Annotated in this window: 12 protein-coding genes and 1 riboswitch; of the genes, 3 read left to right on the top strand and 9 right to left on the bottom strand. The window is 51.4% G+C overall.

Annotation, left to right across the window (positions count from 1 at the left end; genetic code table 11):
- Positions 1–12: 12 nt before the first annotated feature.
- The 3 genes from MCJ35_RS08105 to MCJ35_RS08095 form a co-directional block, all read right to left on the bottom strand.
- Positions 13–825 (bottom strand): hypothetical protein, encoded by an 813-nt coding sequence (locus MCJ35_RS08105; protein WP_025482114.1) that lies wholly within the window; start codon positions 823–825, stop codon positions 13–15.
- Positions 822–2,045, bottom strand: a complete 1,224-nt coding sequence (locus MCJ35_RS08100; RefSeq protein ID WP_025482115.1) for a DUF5716 family protein — start codon at positions 2,043–2,045, stop codon at positions 822–824. Before MCJ35_RS08100 ends, MCJ35_RS08105 begins: the two co-directional genes overlap by 4 nt.
- Before the next feature lie 139 nt (positions 2,046–2,184).
- Positions 2,185–5,811: a DUF5717 family protein gene (locus MCJ35_RS08095; RefSeq protein WP_240299437.1), complete on the bottom strand. Its 3,627-nt coding sequence runs from the start codon at positions 5,809–5,811 to the stop codon at positions 2,185–2,187.
- A 218-nt stretch (positions 5,812–6,029) separates the two neighbouring features.
- Between MCJ35_RS08095 and MCJ35_RS08090 the strand changes: the two genes are divergently transcribed.
- Both MCJ35_RS08090 and MCJ35_RS08085 read left to right on the top strand, forming a co-directional pair.
- Positions 6,030–7,178 carry an NAD(P)-dependent malic enzyme gene (locus tag MCJ35_RS08090; RefSeq protein WP_025482116.1) on the top strand — a complete coding sequence of 383 codons (1,149 nt, stop codon included), beginning with the start codon at positions 6,030–6,032 and terminating at the stop codon, positions 7,176–7,178.
- Between the two features lie 33 nt (positions 7,179–7,211).
- Entirely contained in the window at positions 7,212–7,730 is a 519-nt protein-coding gene (locus tag MCJ35_RS08085; RefSeq protein ID WP_008725275.1) for a DUF4364 family protein, read from the top strand.
- Positions 7,731–7,789: 59 nt separating this feature from the next.
- Here MCJ35_RS08085 and MCJ35_RS08080 read toward each other — a convergent pair whose 3' ends face one another.
- The gene (locus MCJ35_RS08080) at positions 7,790–8,605 is read right to left on the bottom strand and encodes a metallophosphoesterase family protein (RefSeq protein ID WP_008725268.1); all 816 of its coding nucleotides are present in this window, start codon (positions 8,603–8,605) and stop codon (positions 7,790–7,792) included.
- A 150-nt stretch (positions 8,606–8,755) separates the two neighbouring features.
- Positions 8,756–8,910: riboswitch (cyclic di-AMP (ydaO/yuaA leader) on the top strand.
- A gap of 195 nt (positions 8,911–9,105) precedes the next feature.
- Here MCJ35_RS08080 and MCJ35_RS08075 point away from each other — a divergent pair.
- Complete coding sequence (locus MCJ35_RS08075) at positions 9,106–10,524, top strand: sodium:solute symporter family protein (RefSeq protein WP_025482117.1); 1,419 nt, start codon at positions 9,106–9,108, stop codon at positions 10,522–10,524.
- Between the two features lie 199 nt (positions 10,525–10,723).
- Here the strand turns inward: MCJ35_RS08075 and yihA are convergent, their stop codons facing one another.
- The 5 genes from yihA to tig form a co-directional block, all read right to left on the bottom strand.
- Positions 10,724–11,305, bottom strand: coding sequence for a ribosome biogenesis GTP-binding protein YihA/YsxC (yihA, locus tag MCJ35_RS08070; protein WP_008725261.1), 582 nt, complete (start codon positions 11,303–11,305; stop codon positions 10,724–10,726).
- 18 nt (positions 11,306–11,323) lie between these two features.
- Positions 11,324–13,651: an endopeptidase La gene (lon, locus tag MCJ35_RS08065; RefSeq protein WP_008725260.1), complete on the bottom strand. Its 2,328-nt coding sequence runs from the start codon at positions 13,649–13,651 to the stop codon at positions 11,324–11,326.
- A 181-nt stretch (positions 13,652–13,832) separates the two neighbouring features.
- Entirely contained in the window at positions 13,833–15,152 is a 1,320-nt protein-coding gene (clpX, locus tag MCJ35_RS08060; RefSeq protein WP_008725255.1) for an ATP-dependent Clp protease ATP-binding subunit ClpX, read from the bottom strand.
- A gap of 75 nt (positions 15,153–15,227) precedes the next feature.
- Positions 15,228–15,809 (bottom strand): ATP-dependent Clp endopeptidase proteolytic subunit ClpP, encoded by a 582-nt coding sequence (clpP, locus tag MCJ35_RS08055; protein WP_008725253.1) that lies wholly within the window; start codon positions 15,807–15,809, stop codon positions 15,228–15,230.
- A gap of 140 nt (positions 15,810–15,949) precedes the next feature.
- Complete coding sequence (gene tig / locus MCJ35_RS08050; RefSeq protein ID WP_008725251.1) at positions 15,950–17,236, bottom strand: trigger factor; 1,287 nt, start codon at positions 17,234–17,236, stop codon at positions 15,950–15,952.
- Positions 17,237–17,242 lie beyond the last annotated feature (6 nt).

Here is a 17,242-nt window from a genome sequence, read left to right as displayed (position 1 = left end):
ACCTCCGTTTCATCATACCATCATCCTGTATTCCTGTTTCCACCGCTGCACCATGGCAGAGGCGCCGTTCATGCGTTTGATGGGGTCTTTTTTAAACAAGGCCCTCAGGGAGCGCACATCCTCATCCTGGCCAGCATCCAAGCTGGCCCCGTCAATCTCAATCTTCCACTTGCTTTTCAGTTCCTCTGTGAACAGGGCCTGGTAGCGGTCCTTCACATCCAGTTCCGGCGCAAAGACCGTAAGGAAATAAATCCGCTTCAGCACATCCATGTCCTTACCCAGCCCGTACGCCTTATCGTAGGCCCCAAGGGCCTTCCTGAACTGGAACATCATGGCGTAGGACGCGCCCAGATTATTGTATACCTTTGCAAGGAACGCATCATTGACCTGTTTATCGGCGGGATATTCAAGCACCCTGCCGTATCTCTGCGCCGCTTTACCATATTGGCGCGCCCGGAACATATAGTCCGCGCGCTCCTTTTCATATTCAGCGGGGTGGAGGGCGCGCAGGGCCGCCACCGTGGTCTTATATTTCTGTATTTCCTTATCATTGTAATAGTCACACTCGGACAGGAACAGGAACAATACGTCCTCATGCCGGCTGCCTGTTTCCAGAAGCTTTTCCATACGGCCTGCCAGATAGTCCATATCCAGGTCCCTGCGTATGAACTCAATCAGCAGCTCATCTATGAAATCATCCATCACCAGGATGGGATGGTTGTAAATCACATAGCACAGTTCCTGGGAAGAATGGATGTGGATTCCCAGCACATCGATATAATAAGGATGTTTCACCGGCTCATGCCTGCATAGTATCAAACTCATAAGCTTACCTCTTGTCTCACCACTGCGCCTGAGGCAGGAAACAGTTCCCCGAATCCCTTGTCCTCAATTACCATCATCATGGTCTCCTCGTTGGTAAATCCCACTTTCAGCCCCACCCGGGTGGTTCTTGGGGGACGTTCCGGGAAACCGCTTAAGGGTACGCGCACCAGCTTGCGTTTCTTGGAATCCAGGGGTGTGATGGTAAATTCAATCTCGTTCTGCCCATCCACAATCAGGTCCAGTGAACTTTTTGATTCATACCAGTTGTCGCCATAGGACGCCACCACCAGGCTGCTCTCCCTGCCCCGTCTCATGACGCGCAGGGCCACCTCAGCCCGGAGCCGCCCCTCACATACAAAAATATAAGGGTAGGACGTGGCATCATGGGTATAATCCGCCCCTTTATAGGCAGCTCCCCTGGCAAATAGATATTCTTCTACAAAAACCTTTCTCCGGTTGCATGCAAACCGCATGAAACCGCCTGCCCAGTTCTGGCGTTCAAATCCCTTTCCCGTAAGGAACACGGTGGAAAACAGCTTCCTGCCAAGCAGCTTCTCCCCGCAGGAGCAGAGAATCTTGTCCGCCAGCTTGCTTCCGGAAGGCGAATCCAGGATATCCAGGTTAAATGCCTCCTCCTGGTTCTGGGCTTCTGCCTGGACCATGTTCCGCCTCATGCCCCTTATGACCTTCATCTCATAATAGCACAGGCGCTCAGAGGACAGTTCAAACAGTCCCACCTGGTTGGTCCACAGTTCCTTTTTCTGGCTCAGCACATAATAGATGAAACTTTCCGTGTGGCTGATGACATGGACGCGCTCCCTTGGGATTTCCAGGAAATCAGCACAGTACATCAATGTATCCAGCAGCCTGGCATCCACGCTCTGAAGCGTAATGACCAGCTGCTGGATTGTGTCCTTTCCAAATTCCTTTTTCGGATACTCCAGCATTTTCTGGATGAACAGCTTTAAAAGCGTGCTGCCGCTGTAACATATGCCTCCGATTGTGGACGTCCCGTCCTTTGCAGCCAGTTTCAGAAGCTTATCTACTATTATCCCTTCCCCCAGAAGGGTAGCCGCATATGCCTCCTCCCCTGAAAGCCAGGTTTCCTCTTCCTTCCTGCGGCAGATGACCGTAGGAATGGTCCAGGACTTTTCTTTATCATAACAACAGATCTGGGTATAATCATCATTCAGATCCAGACCGATCACAAGTCCGTCCATAGACAGCTCCTCCATACGTTCCCCAGCCCATCTATCCGGGGAACTTCCATACTTTCCCAGTTCATTTTTCCTGGGAACTTCCATACGTTTCCCCGGCTCATCTATCCGGGGACTTACCTCAACAATTTCACAGGCAGCCCTATTCAATGGGGAACAGGCGGCCAAGGGCAGCGGACTTTTTCAGGTAATCTTCCATTGCCTTCAACAGTGCCTCGCTGTCTTTATGGTTCAGTGCGGTCCCCATCTCATTCAAGCAGGCAAAACGGCTGTTTTCCTTGCCCTCCAGCTTGTGGTCGCACTCCACCCGGCCTTCTGCCGCCAGCACGCGGCTTACCTCCGGGCCTTTCCCTGATGGATTGCAAAGCCCGGCTGCCTTATGGTCATATATCCTGTACTCCATGGTTTCACCCTCAAAGAGTACCTTCTGTTTTACATAGATTCCCTGATAGACCCTGCGGAAATCCTCACTATGCCAGTCTTCCTCCTCAGGAAGTATCCTGACCTGAAGCTCCGGATGCCCGTCCCTGCTGCCCCTGTACTCCACCATGGCCTTGTCCATGATATCCTCCGGCACCGGGATATGCCTGGACAGCTCCCTTGTGTAGGGGAATACCAGACCTTCCTCCAGAAGCACTGCAGTCACGCCCTTGAGCAGTTCCACATCTTCCGCGTCAAGTTTATCAAGGGTGGAACAGTACCTGGTCAGGGCCAGCAGGTAAATGGTGGGCATCCTGTCCTTTTCAAGGCTCCCCGCCACTGCCTGTTTCAGATATTCGAATACCCTCTCGTCCATCTCCTGGTTTTCCAGGAAATACTGTACGCACTTCTGGGTAAAGTATGCCTTTACAATGATTTCCCTGGTAGGCTTCCGCTTCATATAAAGCTCGAACACAGAGTCCATCTGCTCACAGCAGCCCGTAAACAGCATCTGGCACAGCAGGCGTTCTTCCAGGTCATATGTCTCCACATGCTCCCGCACCCCCTGAATCAGAACCTCATACATCTGGGATCCGGTCCCGTTAAAATGTTCGCAGAGATAATCCATGATGACACTGTCATAGGCTCCGGCCTGGAACACCCTGTACGCCATATTAAGCAGCAGGTCATCCTGGTCAAACAGCCGCATCAGTATGGTCCGGGCGCAAAGCTTCATCAGTCTGTGCGGATTGATGTACTGGCTTCCGTACTCCCTTATCATGTCATATGCTTCCCGCATATAATTCTGGCTGATCAGGGTCTCGCAGATCTGCTGTCTCTGCTTTACCCCAAGACGCTTTTTATCCAGCTGGATCAGATAGGAGCAGTTAAATCCTCCTGTCCCGGCTTTTTCTTCTGAGGCCTTTTTACAGTAATATCCGGTCACTGCCTGCAGGACAGAGGCTTCAAACACAGGGGACAGGTGCATTTCCACCATGGTCTCTTCCAGAAGCTCCACCTGGCTGTCCGTCCCCACGCCCTGTTCCAGTATGGCCCTGCACTCACGCAGGCGCAGCATGGGATGGTCAGGATATACCTGGTAACACTGGTCCAGAAGCTCCTGCCTGTCCATCACCGGCACCTTCCAGTGTTTCACGTCCAGATACCGGTTGCCATAGGCATCCTGGAACAGCAACACATTGCGGTCAGAGAAAATCGGGACATAGGCTGCCTGGTCCTCCAGCAGGTATGCCTCCTCCTCTTCCAGTTCCTCGTAACGGACAATCACATACTTCATCCTGGGATCCTCACAGCGGACCCGGCAGGACCTTAAGATACCCGGCAATACCCGGGCAACCCGCATGTCAATCATGTCCTTGTATATCATGTGCTCGTAAATCACGGCCATGCGGCTGTTAATCTTGGAACGGAACAGCTGTTCCATGGCAAACTGTTCCATATGCCGGGTGTATGCCTGATACAGCTCGGATGACGGATTCATATAAAGCAGTATGTTCCGGTAGAGCACGGAACGGCTGTGATTGTCCAGGTCCTTGTCATAGGAAAAATACAGCAGCACCTCCCTCGGCAGCAGATGGCTGTAATCCCCGGGCAGGGAATACAGGAAATACTCATACAGCCTGGTCAGGTTAACCCCCTGCTCCAGCGCCTTCTCATACCACTCAAATGCGTCCCTGTTCTTGCGCTCCCCCTTAATGAGGATGCTGCACAATGCCTCCAGCAGGCCCACATCCGGATACGCCTCATAAAGCTTCACCACCAGACGTTCCAGCAGCTTTCTGTAATGCTTGATTCCCAGGGCCAGCCCGGCCGCCTTAAGCGCCAGCCGTGAACTCACCATATTCTTCTGTATGCCCAGATACAGGACCTGTATCTCAAAATCGCCCAGACGGACCAGCAGGTCAGGATGTTCCTCCATAAGCCTGCAGGCCGCCGTGTATAAGAATGGGCTGTTGCTTCCGTTTTCAAACAAGGATGCCATTGTCTCATAAAGCTTCAGCGGATTCTGCGCCATGGTCCCATCCAGCCTTACAAGGAGCAGGAACAGATAAGGGCGGACCATGCCGTCCTCCCACAGAAGCTTCCTGATATAGCGGATCAGGGATTCCTTCTGATCCGTGGAAGGCTTTACCTGCAGGCGCAGATACTGGTAAAAGCAGTATATCTCCACCTGCTTCTCCCTGTTCCTCAGCACGCTGTCCCTTGTTTCCTCCAGGACCATGAATGCATTATCCTGTTTGCCGTTAAGGATCATAAGCTCCGCCTGAAGGAGCCTGGTGCGCATGTCATCCGGGTAATCCGCCCGCAGGCGCTCTGCTTCCTTTGTCATCTGGTTCAGCAGAAGGGCCGGCTCATATATCCCTGTCTCGTAATTCAGCCTGAGGGACAGATAACGCAGCAGGCTTTCCCTGTCCATCCTGCCATCCTTCTTGGGGCCGCGTCCGGTGATGTCCGACGCGTCATCCCCCATGGCCTCAATCTCCAATATGAATTCTTCCCTCAGGGACCGTACCCTGATCCGTCCGAAATTCCGTCCCCTGTGAAGCCGCGCAGGCACAATCCTGTAGTGGATGCGGCACCTGCTGTTGATGAAATCCTGATCCGTTATCTTTGTCTTCACCAGTTCAATAAAGGGGGCGTCTGTTTCAATATCCGCAGACACATACCCCCAGCTGCCGGCTGCAATGTCAATGGAATCCCCCACCGGTTCCTGCGGATTCCCGTATGTCCTTTTCCCTGTGTCCATGGACAGCCTGACAGGCTCCTTTACATGGAGCGCCACCAGGAATTCCTCAAGCAGGTTCCGTCTGCCCGCCCTGCCCTTTAATCCTTCATAGATGGTACGGACGCGCGCATCCTGCATGAAGGGCGCTTCTGTAAAATCCTGATATTCAAACACCCTCAGGGCTGTCTCCAAATCCCTCTTTGCCAGGGCCGCAAAATCCCTTGGCGTGGCAAGGGAGCCGAATACTTCCCCCCCGTTTCCGGCCTGAACGCGCAAAGAATAAGGAATCTCCCTCTCACCTCCATTGGTGACAAGATAAAAAGATCCCTTAATGACGTCCCCATGCTCAGTATACCGGCTGTTGACTTCGTATATTATTCGGTTGCGCAGGCCGCCAAAGGCGTTGTCCACAACCTGCACCCTTGCATGGCTGGAATACACCAGCCCTTTGATATGCAGATTGTTTCCGCTGCTCACCACAATCTCACCACGGATGACCTCACCCGCCGGAACCACTGCCTCTACCTTATCCGGAGCCAGCACCAGTTCCGGAATCCCGCTGTCAATAATTCCCCTGGCCAGACGGTTAATCCGTTCCCTCATAGTACCACCTGTATCTTTATCCTTATGTGTATATTGTTCACACTTATGTAACATGATACCACATTTTATTTTGATTTAAAAGTTTTAATTGAATAATTCTTTAAAGCTCATGAAAAACATAATCTGAAAAGGAACTTGATTATGATTGTTAAAATTGTTATGATATAGGAAAATGCATTTTTAATTCTATATATCATAGGAAAAGGACGGAATCCATCATGACAACCAATGAAAAAGCATTGATGCTCCACGAAGAATGGAAAGGGAAACTTGAAACAGTATCAAAAGCAACCGTGGCATCCAGGGAGGACCTGGCCCTGGCCTACACGCCCGGCGTGGCTGAACCGTGTAAGGTAATCGCAAAGGACCCTGAGGCCGCTTACCTTTATACCATCAAGTCCAACACCATTGCCGTTGTATCCGACGGAAGCGCGGTCCTGGGACTGGGCAATATCGGGCCTCTGGCCGCCATGCCGGTCATGGAAGGCAAGGCCGTGCTGTTTAAGGAATTCGGCGGGGTCAACGCGTTCCCCATCTGCCTGGACACACAGGACACACAGGAAATCATCGAGACAGTGGTCCGCATCGCACCTGCTTTTGGAGGCATTAATCTGGAAGACATTGCCGCCCCCCGCTGTTTTGAGATAGAAGAAGCATTAAAGAAACGCCTTAACATACCGGTATTCCATGATGACCAGCACGGAACCGCCATCGTTGTCCTGGCCGGCGTCATCAACGCCTTAAAGGTAACCGGCCGCAGGAAAGAGGACTGCCAGGTGGTTGTCAACGGCGCGGGTTCCGCAGGCGTGGCCATCACAAGGCTTCTCCTCACCTATGGGTTCCCCCATATCATCATGTGTGATAAATCAGGAATCCTCTGTAAAGGCGCAGAAGGCCTTAACTGGATGCAGGAAAAAATGATGGACTTAACCAACCTGGAACACAGGACCGGTTCCCTGTCGGATGCCATGAAGGGCGCCGATATCTTCATTGGGGTTTCCGCCCCCGGTATCGTGACAAAGGATATGGTTGCATCCATGAATCAGGACGCAATCATATTTGCCATGGCCAACCCGGTTCCCGAAATCATGCCGGACCTGGCAAAAGCAGCCGGTGCAAAGGTGGTCGGGACCGGACGTTCCGATTTCCCCAACCAGGTCAACAACGTGGTTGTATTTCCCGGAATCTTTAAGGGCGCCCTGGAAGGACGTGCCACCGCCATTACGGAAGAGATGAAGCTGGCTGCCGCCAATGCCATCGCAGGGCTTGTGGATGAAAAGGACCTGAACGAAGATAATATACTTCCGGAAGCCTTTGACCCCAGGGTGGCTGATGTGGTAAGCAGGGCTGTAAAGGATTATATCTGACAATATGTAATAACCTGATGGAGAGTGTATGATATGCTGACTGAACCTATGACCTTGTATAAACTGATGAATCTCTATATGTTAAAGCAGGTGAACTTCCCCCTCACCAATGCCCAGTTGACCAACTTCTTTACAGAGCATGAGTACACCACATATTTCACCCTCCAGCAGGCTTTAAATGAACTGGAAGACGCTGGTCTGGTCCACAAGGAGGCCAGCCATAACAGTACCCGCTATGATATCACCAAGGAAGGCGAGGAAACCCTGAACTTCTTTGGGAAGAACATATCCTCGGCCATCATTGAGGACATGGACCAGTATCTTAAGGAGAACAAGTTCCGCCTCCGGGAAGAGGTAGGCACCACCGCTGACTTTTACCGCGGGACCAATCAGGACTATATCGTCCACTGCGAGGTCCGTGAAAACAAGACCACCTTGATCCGCCTGGATTTATCCGTACCAGATAAGGAGCAGGCCGAATCCATGTGCAATGCCTGGAAAACAAAAAGCCAGGAGATATATGCGCATGTGATGCGCACCCTCCTGTCCTGAAGCTGGCCCCGGAGCCTGTCGGTACGGCTGGCAATTGCCCCGGTTCCATCCTTGTTGTTTCATACAGACATGATCTGTTCCTTTATCAGTTCCAATATCTGCCGGGCATTGAGGCCTGGCTTTTTTTCGCAGATATCATACACGGTCCCGGCAAGCTTATACTCATCTCCCAGATTCCGGATGACCCAGTCCCTTGTTTCCCCTGCCTTTTTCAGCCGCTGGATTTTAGCTATCATGAACAGGCTGTCCCGTTCCGCCTCTTTCCTCCGGGAATCACGCTGTTCCTTATCCGCTGCCTGCTTTCCGCCCGCCGCTTTTCCAGCCTTCTGCTTATAGCGCCGCTGCTGCTTTTCATACTTGCCCATCTTGGACGTTTCCATCTGTGCCTTGGCCGCTCCAGGGGTTCCATAGCCTTTTTCCAGCCATATGGTCTCCACCTCATAGTTACCGTCCTCAATGGTCATCACAGCCAGGGACAGGGGCAGGGTAAACCGTTTATAACCGCAGCTTCCCGGATTCAGCCAAAGCCTTCCATTGATTTCCTGCTGGTAATACATGTGTGAATGTCCGAATATGACCACCTGGACATCCTTCAGCGAACTGGGGATATCCACCCTTTCATGGGCCATGATGAATTTAACCCCGCCAATCTCAAACCGCTTAACCGTGGCAAGCCCCCCGGACCATCCCCTGTCATTATTCCCCCTGACCGCATACAAGGGCTGGTCCACATCCAATTTATGATACAGCATCTGGCTGTCAAAATCGCCAGCATGGATAATCACGTCGCAGGTTTCAAGAATCCTCTCAACCTCAGGCCGCAGCACGCCATGGGTATCTGCCATGACCGCTGCCCGTATAGGTCCCCCTTCCATTACTCATACCTCCAGATAATAATCAGTTTCTTTTGTTTCCATACCGTATTCCAGTATATATTATACGCTAAATGCAGGATATGTCGAGTTGAATCTTCTTTACACCATCCCCCATCTATGGTATATTTAATGTTAAGATAGCGTTAACACATAACAAAGTCGCTTAATGTTGCTCACAGCAACAGTGGGAGAACCAATTTTTTGGGGTGTATTTGTCCAGGCATGTCCTTGGGATATCCTGACATCAGGGAACCTTCTTTTCCCTAACCCGGCAGCTAATCTCATAGGCGGAAGAGGGACACGGACATTCTGGTATATTGTAGTTTCATATGGATTATATATGATTCCATATGTCCAGCATTGCTATATTGCCGCATACTTTTCCGCCTGCATTCATTGCAGGCGGATTTCTTAATTAAAGTCCATTCTTTTTTCCTTACCAACTTAAAAATTGAATCCTTCTCCCACAAGCGGCGCCATTCAGAAAGGAGACCTGTTTTATGCATGAACTAACCGTATTGGATCTGACTATCATCGTCCTTTATATGATTGGTATGCTGCTGGTAGGAGTATGGTTTGTGAAACGGATTAGGAATACAGGCGATTTCTACGTGGCAGGAAGGACCCTGGGTCCCTTCGTGCTGACAGCCACCGTGTGCGCGTCCATCATCGGCGGAAGCGCCATGATGGGCCGGGCAGGCATCGCATACACCACCGGCTTCAAGGCCATCATGACAGCAATCCCCTATCTCATCGGCATGTTCATCTTCTCCGCCATCGCAGGAAGGATCCAGGAGGTGGGCGCGGCCCGCAACATCAATTCCATTCCCGAACTCTTCCACTACCGTTTCAGCAGGAACGCCCGCTGTGTCCTGGCCCTCATGATTGTCTTCACCATGATGGGCACCGTGGCTGCACAGGTAACCGCCACCGCAACCATCATCAAGATGCTGGGCAGTGAATTCGGGATCAGCTATGAGGCCGGCGCACTGGTGGCCACCGTCATCTTCATCATCTATACGGCGGCCTCTGGATTATTCGGCGTGGTGTACACGGATGTACTTCAGTTTTTCATGCTGATCATCTTTGTATACATCCTTATCCCCGTATCCAGTGTCCGTTACCTGGGCAATTTCTCCGTGTTCTGGCAGAACCTGGACAAATCCTATCTGGTTCCCCACATCAACGGCAGTATCCTGGGCGATATCGTCACCTACCTGGTATTCACCCTGGCCGGCGCCGAGATGTGGCAGCGGGCATTTGCAGCCAAAAACAAAAAGTCAGCAACCCAGGGCATGTTCTGGGGCACTTCCATCTACATGGTGACCATTGCCCTGGTATTCTTCATGGGCCTGGTTGCACAGCAGATCCTGCCCAACGTGGTGGCACAATACGGCAGTTCCGATGCAGTGGTGCCCGCGCTTGCAATCAGCATCCTTCCACCCGGGCTTACAGGCCTGGCCCTGGCCGGAATCCTGTCCGTCATGATGTCCACGGCAGACAGCTACCTGCTTGTATCCGTCCAGACCTTTGTCCATGACCTGGGCAAGAACTTCATGCCTGAAATGACAGAAAAACATGAAATCCTCATGTCCCGCATCATGTCCGTGGTCCTGGCCATGGGCGCCCTCATCATTGCCCTGTACATAAAAAATGCCTACAATGTGCTCATGTTTGCCTGGTCCTTCTATGCAGCCGCAGCCGGCCTCCCGGCCCTTGCAGCCTTATACTGGAAAAAAGCCACCAACCAGGGCATCCTGTCCGCCATGATAGGCGGCTTTGCGGTATGTGTGGGATGGAAGCTTGCGGGCAATCCCTTCGGCCTTGGAGAAACCGTTCCAGGCGCTGTTGTATGCGGCCTGTTATTAGTGATTGTAAGTCTGGCAACTTATAAGAAGTCCCCCTGCAGGATGGCATAGGAACAAGGTACTAAAAAGACGGGGTCACATCCAATCAGTGATGACCGCCCCGTCTTTTCTGTTATCATGGCTTTAGAGGCTGCTCTTTTATAGCCTGGCCTCCTTGCCGCCGCCAATCCGGGGAACCCTCCCCGGCTCCGGTCCGGGGTGTGCTGCGGGCGCATCCTTCACCGCTGTTTCACATCCCCAGGCACCCATCCTACATATTACCTTCAATCAGATCCCATATCTCATCCCGCCCCTGTTTTGTCTCGGCAGAAAACGGGATGATGATTCCATCCTTTTCCATGCCCAGGCCCTCGCGGATCATCTTCACATGCTTCTGTACCTGGCTGCGGTTAATCTTATCCAGCTTGGTGGCGATGACAACGGGATGGTATCCATTATATATGATCCACTCGTACATCATCCTGTCATTGGCCGAAGGTTCATGGCGGATGTCAATGAGCAGGAACACCATCTTAAGCATGGCGGAATTCCTCAGGTAACGCTCAATCATCTTCCCCCATTTTTCTTTTGCCTCCAGGGCCACCTTTGCATAGCCGTACCCCGGAAGGTCCACGTAATAAAGCGCGCCATTAATATTATAAAAATTAATGGTCTGGGTCTTACCTGGCTGGGAAGAGGTCCTGGCATATGACTTCCTGTTCATCAGCGCATTAATCAGGGAGGATTTCCCCACGTTGGACTTGCCTGAAAAGGCAAATTCCGGCAGGATATTTTCCGGCATCTTGCTGGTAACGCCGCAAACGGTCTCCAGATTCACATCTCTTATAATCATAAATATCTCCTTATTTCCCTACTCTGTAACAGCTGGTACGAATGCTTCCCTTGCCACATCAACCATGGACTTCACATACACGATTTCCAGTCCCTTGGTTATCTCCTTGGACAACTCTCCCATATCCGGCCGGTTCTTGTCAGGCACCAGCACCTTGGTTATATGGGCCATCTTTGCTGCCAGGATTTTCTCCTTCAGGCCGCCGATGGGAAGCACCCTTCCCCGCAGCGTGATTTCCCCTGTCATTGCAACCTTGGCAAGCACCGGCTTTTCAGTAACAGCCGAGAGCATGGCGGTAGCCATGGTGATGCCGGCCGAAGGACCATCCTTTGGCACTGCGCCTTCCGGAATATGGATATGCAGGTCATGCTTCTCAAAATAATCATCCGCAATCCCATGATCCGGACACACGGAGCGCACATAGGTCAGGGCTGTCTGGGCTGATTCCTTCATCACATCGCCCAATTGCCCTGTCATAAGGAGATTCCCTTTTCCAGGCATCACATTGACCTCAATCTGAAGCGTATCCCCGCCCACGCTGGTCCAGGCCAGGCCGCGTACGATTCCCACCTGGTCCTCCTCATTGGCATCCTCAAACGTGACCTTTTCCTTGCCCAGGTATTTCTCCAGGTTGGACTCAGTTATCTTGATGGATTTCTTATTATTTTCCAGGAACTGCCTTGCAGCCTTCCTGCACACATCCCCAATGCGGCGCTCCAGGTTGCGGACGCCTGCCTCCCGGGTATAGTTGTGTATGATTTTTTCCAGGCTTTTATCGGAAAATGTGATCTGGCTGTCCTTTAACCCGTTGCGTCCCATCTGTTTGGCCACCAGATAATCCCTGGCAATATGGAATTTTTCATTTTCCGTATAGCTGTTGACCTCAATCAGTTCCATGCGGTCTAATAACGGTCCCGGTATGGTCTGGGTGGTATTGGCGGTTGCGATGAACAGGACCTGGGAAAGGTCGATGGGCACCTCCACATAATGGTCCCTGAACTTTACGTTCTGTTCCCCGTCCAGCACCTCCAGCAGGGCGGAGGAGGTATCTCCCTTGTAATCGCTGCTGACCTTGTCAATCTCATCCAGCAGCATCAGGGGATTGCTGTACCCGGCCTGTCTCATGCCCTCCACGATCCGGCCCGGCATGGCCCCCACGTATGTCTTCCTGTGGCCGCGGATCTCCGCCTCATCCCTGACCCCGCCCAGGCTGATGCGGACATACTTCTTGCCCAGGGCCCTTGCCACCGAGCGGGCAATGGATGTCTTTCCTGTTCCGGGCGGGCCAACCAGACAGATGATGGGGCTGGTCCCCTTCTTCGTCAGTGTGCGCACGGCCAGATATTCCAGTATCCTTTCCTTCACCTGCTCCAGACCATAGTGGTCTTCATTGAGGATTTTTTCCGCATGCCGGATATCGTCATTATCCTTTGACACCTTTTTCCAGGGAAGTTCCAGCAGCGTCTCAATATACGTGCGGAGCACATTGCCTTCCTGGCTTCCGGCAGGCATTGTACGGAACCGCTCTATCTCCTTGTGGAGTTTTTCCTTTACTTCCTTGTCAGCCTTCATGCTGTCCAGTTTCTTCTGGTATTCATCCGCATCTGACAGGGGGTTGTCCTCCCCCAGCTCCTGACGGATTACCTTCATCTGCTCCCTGAGGATATATTCCTTCTGGTTCTGGTCAATATCAGACTTTACCTTCTCCTGGAACTCCTTCTTGATCCTGTATATTTCCATCTCTGTCATAAGGGTATGCATCACTACTTCATACCTGGCTGACAGGGAACTGTTCTCCAATACGGTCTGCCGGATTGTGTAATCCCAGGGAAGCTGGATTGCAATCTGGTCCAGCATCTCATCCAATCCGCTGACAGACAGCAGGTTTGGAAGGATTTCCTTCGTAATCTTCGGGTTTACCCTTCCATATTCTTCCAGCTTGTCCTTCACAATGCGCAGCATTGCTTCCTGGGTCAGATAATCCAGCTCTTCCCCGTCCGTCTCAATGGAGCCGATTTCCCCTATAAGGGCCGGTTCCTCTGAGTCCAGACACAGCAGTTCACCCCTCTCAAGGCCTTCCACCAGCACCCTGACAACCTTGCCAGGAAGCTTGACCAGCTGTTTCACAACAGCTACCGTGCCCACCTGGTACAGTTCTCCAAGTTCAGGGTCCACAATCTCAGGATGTCTCTGGGCCACAAGGAAAAGCCTCTGGTCCCCTACCATGGCCTTTTCCACAGCGGCTACGGACTTGGGCCTGTTCACATCAAAATGCAGCACCATTCCCGGAAGTATGGTTAGTCCTCTCAGTGCCACTACGGGCATTATTATCACTTGTTCTGCCATTCTTAAACTTCACCTCTTGTATGTCAAACATCCAAAGGGCCGCTGCAATACAGGTGCCGGACAGAGCCTTGACGGCTTTCATCCGGGTCATATCTGGTTTGCAGCGGCCCTTTCCCTTTGTCTAAATTGTCACAGAAACGAACCGCATCTTTCCCGGTTTCATTAATCAGGAATCATCCTCCTACGCAATCTCGCCTGTCTTTCCCTCTCCCCGCATCCTGTCGGACAGCGGCTTACGGGCAGACGCAGGAGGCATATCGCGGTATACCAGTTCCGGCTGTCCTGTCTTATCCACTACCCCTTTGGTAATGGTGCAGATTCCGATTGTATCATCTGATGGAATCTCATACATCAGATCCATCATAACCGTCTCAAGGATGGAGCGCAGTCCCCTGGCGCCGATTTTACGGTCCACGGCCAGCTGTGCAATCTCATCCAGGGCTTCCCTGGTGAACTCCAGCTTTACATTGTCCAATTCGAACAGCTTCTGATACTGCCTTGTCAGGGCGTTCTTCGGCTCGGACAGGATGCGTACCATGGCGTCCTTGGTCAGGGACTGGAGGGACACCATCACCGGCACACGGCCAATGAACTCAGGAATCAGCCCGAACTTGGTAAGATCCTTTGGTTCCACCTTCCTTAACAGGTCATCAATGTCATTATCATTCTTATTAACCACCTCTGCGTTAAATCCAATGGAGCCGGCGCTGATGCGCTGTTCCACAATCTTCTCCAGCCCGTCAAAAGCGCCTCCGCAGATGAACAGGATGTTGGTGGTGTCAATCTGAAGCAGTTCCTGATGCGGGTGCTTCCTGCCTCCCTGGGGAGGAACACTGGCAACCGTTCCCTCCAGTATCTTTAAGAGGGCCTGCTGGACGCCTTCACCTGATACATCCCTGGTGATGGAAACATTTTCAGACTTCTTGGTAATCTTATCAATCTCATCAATGTATATGATACCGTACTCAGCACGGGAAATGTCATAATCAGCCGACTGGATCAGCTTTAACAGTATATTCTCCACATCCTCGCCCACATACCCTGCCTCTGTAAGAGCCGTGGCATCCGCAATGGCAAATGGAACATTCAAAATCTTTGCCAGGGTCTGGGCCAGGTAAGTCTTACCGGAACCAGTAGGACCAACCATGAGGATATTACTCTTCTGTACATCCACATCCATGTTCTGGCAGGATGTGACACGTTTATAATGGTTGTAAACAGCCACGGACAGCACTTTCTTTGCCTCATCCTGCCCAATGACATATTCATCCAGGAATGTCTTGATTTCCTTCGGCTTCAGAAGGCGGATATCTGCCAGGGCCGGGGATGCTGAATCTTCCTGCCCCTCCAGCTCTTCCTCCAGGATTTCTGAGCACAGCTCAATACACTCGTCGCAGATATACACATTGTTGTTGCCTGCTCCGGCAATCATCTTCCGTACCTGATCCTGAGTCCTTCCGCAGAAGGAACAGCGGATCGTGTCATCTGGTCTAATTGGCATACGTTACCTAACCTTTCATGCTTTTACCCAATTTATCCAACCGGGAATCATCCTTACTTCTGTCCGGCCTTCCAATTAATGATGAGCGATGATTTCATCAATAAGACCGTATTCCTTTGCCTCTTCGGCAGACATGTAATTGTCGCGCTCCGTGTCGCGTTCAATCACTTCTATGGGCCTTCCGGTGTTGGCAGCCAGGATATCATTTAACTTTTTCCTGGTCTTTAAAATGTTCTCGGCCACAATCTTAATCTCAGTGGCCTGGCCCTTTGCACCGCCTGATGGCTGGTGGATCATGATTTCGGAATTAGGAAGCGCGAAACGCTTACCCTTTGCACCGCCTGCAAGAAGGAATGCACCCATGCTGGCTGCCATGCCGATACATATGGTGGACACATCACACTTGATGTAGTTCATGGTATCATAGATTGCAAAGCCTGCAGAAACAGAACCGCCTGGGCTGTTGATATACAGATGGATATCCTTGCCCGGGTCTTCCGATTCCAGGAACAGGAGCTGTGCAACCACAAGGCTTGCGGATACATCATTTACTTCCTCTCCCAGGAATATGATCCTCTCTTTTAATAATCTTGAATAGATGTCGTAGGAACGCTCCCCACGGCTGGTCTGTTCAATGACATAGGGTACTAAACTCATATGATCATCCTCCTGTCACACAGTCATATTATATACTCACTTACAAAAACCCAGGAGATTCACAGTATGGCCCCCACACTGTAAACCCCCCGTATCATAACTTTCCACGATTCTTTCCATCGTGGACTTTCCAGTGTGAATTATACCAGTTTTGCCTCAGCAACCAGGAAATCGACTGCTTCCTGAACAGCAAGGTCTTCCTTCATCTGCTCTTTGTCGCGGTCTGACATGTATTCTTTTAACTTATCGACTTCCATCTGGTAAGCTGCAGCCATCTTGGCAAGCTCCTCATCCAGCCTCTCGTCAGAAACCTGAATGTCCTCAGCCTTAACCACTTCCTCCAGCACCAGTCTGGTCTGAATCCTCTTAAGTGCCTGCGGCCTCATCTGGTCCCTCATGGTATCCATGGTCATGCCTGTATACTTCATATACATATCCATGGACAGGCCCTGTCCCTGCATACGGCGGGCAGTATCCTGGACCATGTTGTCAATCTGGCTTTCCACCATCTTATCAGGAATCTCCAGGCTTGCGTTGGCAGCAACCCGGTCAACCACCCTGTTCTCATTCTCAGTGGCAGCTTCTTTCTGCTTCCTCTCAAGAATCTTTGCCTCAATATCCTTCTTGTATTCATCCATGGTCTCAAATTCGGAAACTTCCCCTGCGAATTCATCATCCAGGGCAGGCAGTTCCTTTACTTTGATTTCCTTTACGGTTACCTTGAAGGTAGCCGGCTTCCCAGCCAGTTCAGGCGCATGGTACTCTTCGGGGAAGGTTACGTTTACTTCGCACTCTTCGCCGATATTCTTACCAACCAGCTGCTCCTCGAATGTATCGATGAAAGAGTGGCTGCCGATGGTCAGCTCATAATCCGTTGCCTTGCCGCCGTCAAATGGCTTGCCGTCAACAAATCCTTCAAAGTCAATGACAGTCTTGTCACCGTCAGCAACCGGTCTGTCCTCAACGCTCAGAAGCCTTGCATTCTGCTCCTGTACCTTCTTAAGTTCTGCTTCCACATCCTCAGCTGTCACAGCCGCGTCTGCCTTCTCAACTTCAATGCCCTTGTATTCGCCCAGGGTTACCTCTGGCCTTACAGCTACAAGTGCGGTATAAATGAATGGCTTGTCCTTGCCTATCTGCTCCACGGCAACTTCCGGTCTGGACACGATCTCCAGTCCGCTCTCGTCCATGGCCTGCATGCAGGTTGCATTGATGGCTTCATCAGCAGCATCCTCATAAAAAATGCCTTCGCCATACATCTTTTCAATCATGGCACGCGGTGCTTTGCCCTTACGGAAGCCTGGAATATTGAATTTATTCTTATTCTTATTAAAGGCTTTCTTCATTGCATCCTCAAACTGCGCTGCATCTACTTCTATTGTCAGTTTGGCCATGTTTTTTTCTAATTTTTCTACTTGTACACTCATTTTTAC

Origin of the sequence: Enterocloster sp. OA13, from assembly GCF_022440595.1 — a bacterium.
GTDB lineage: Bacteria > Bacillota > Clostridia > Lachnospirales > Lachnospiraceae > Enterocloster > Enterocloster hominis.
Note: the sequence above shows the minus strand (reverse complement) of the source record. Positions and strands in the feature narration are given on the sequence as shown.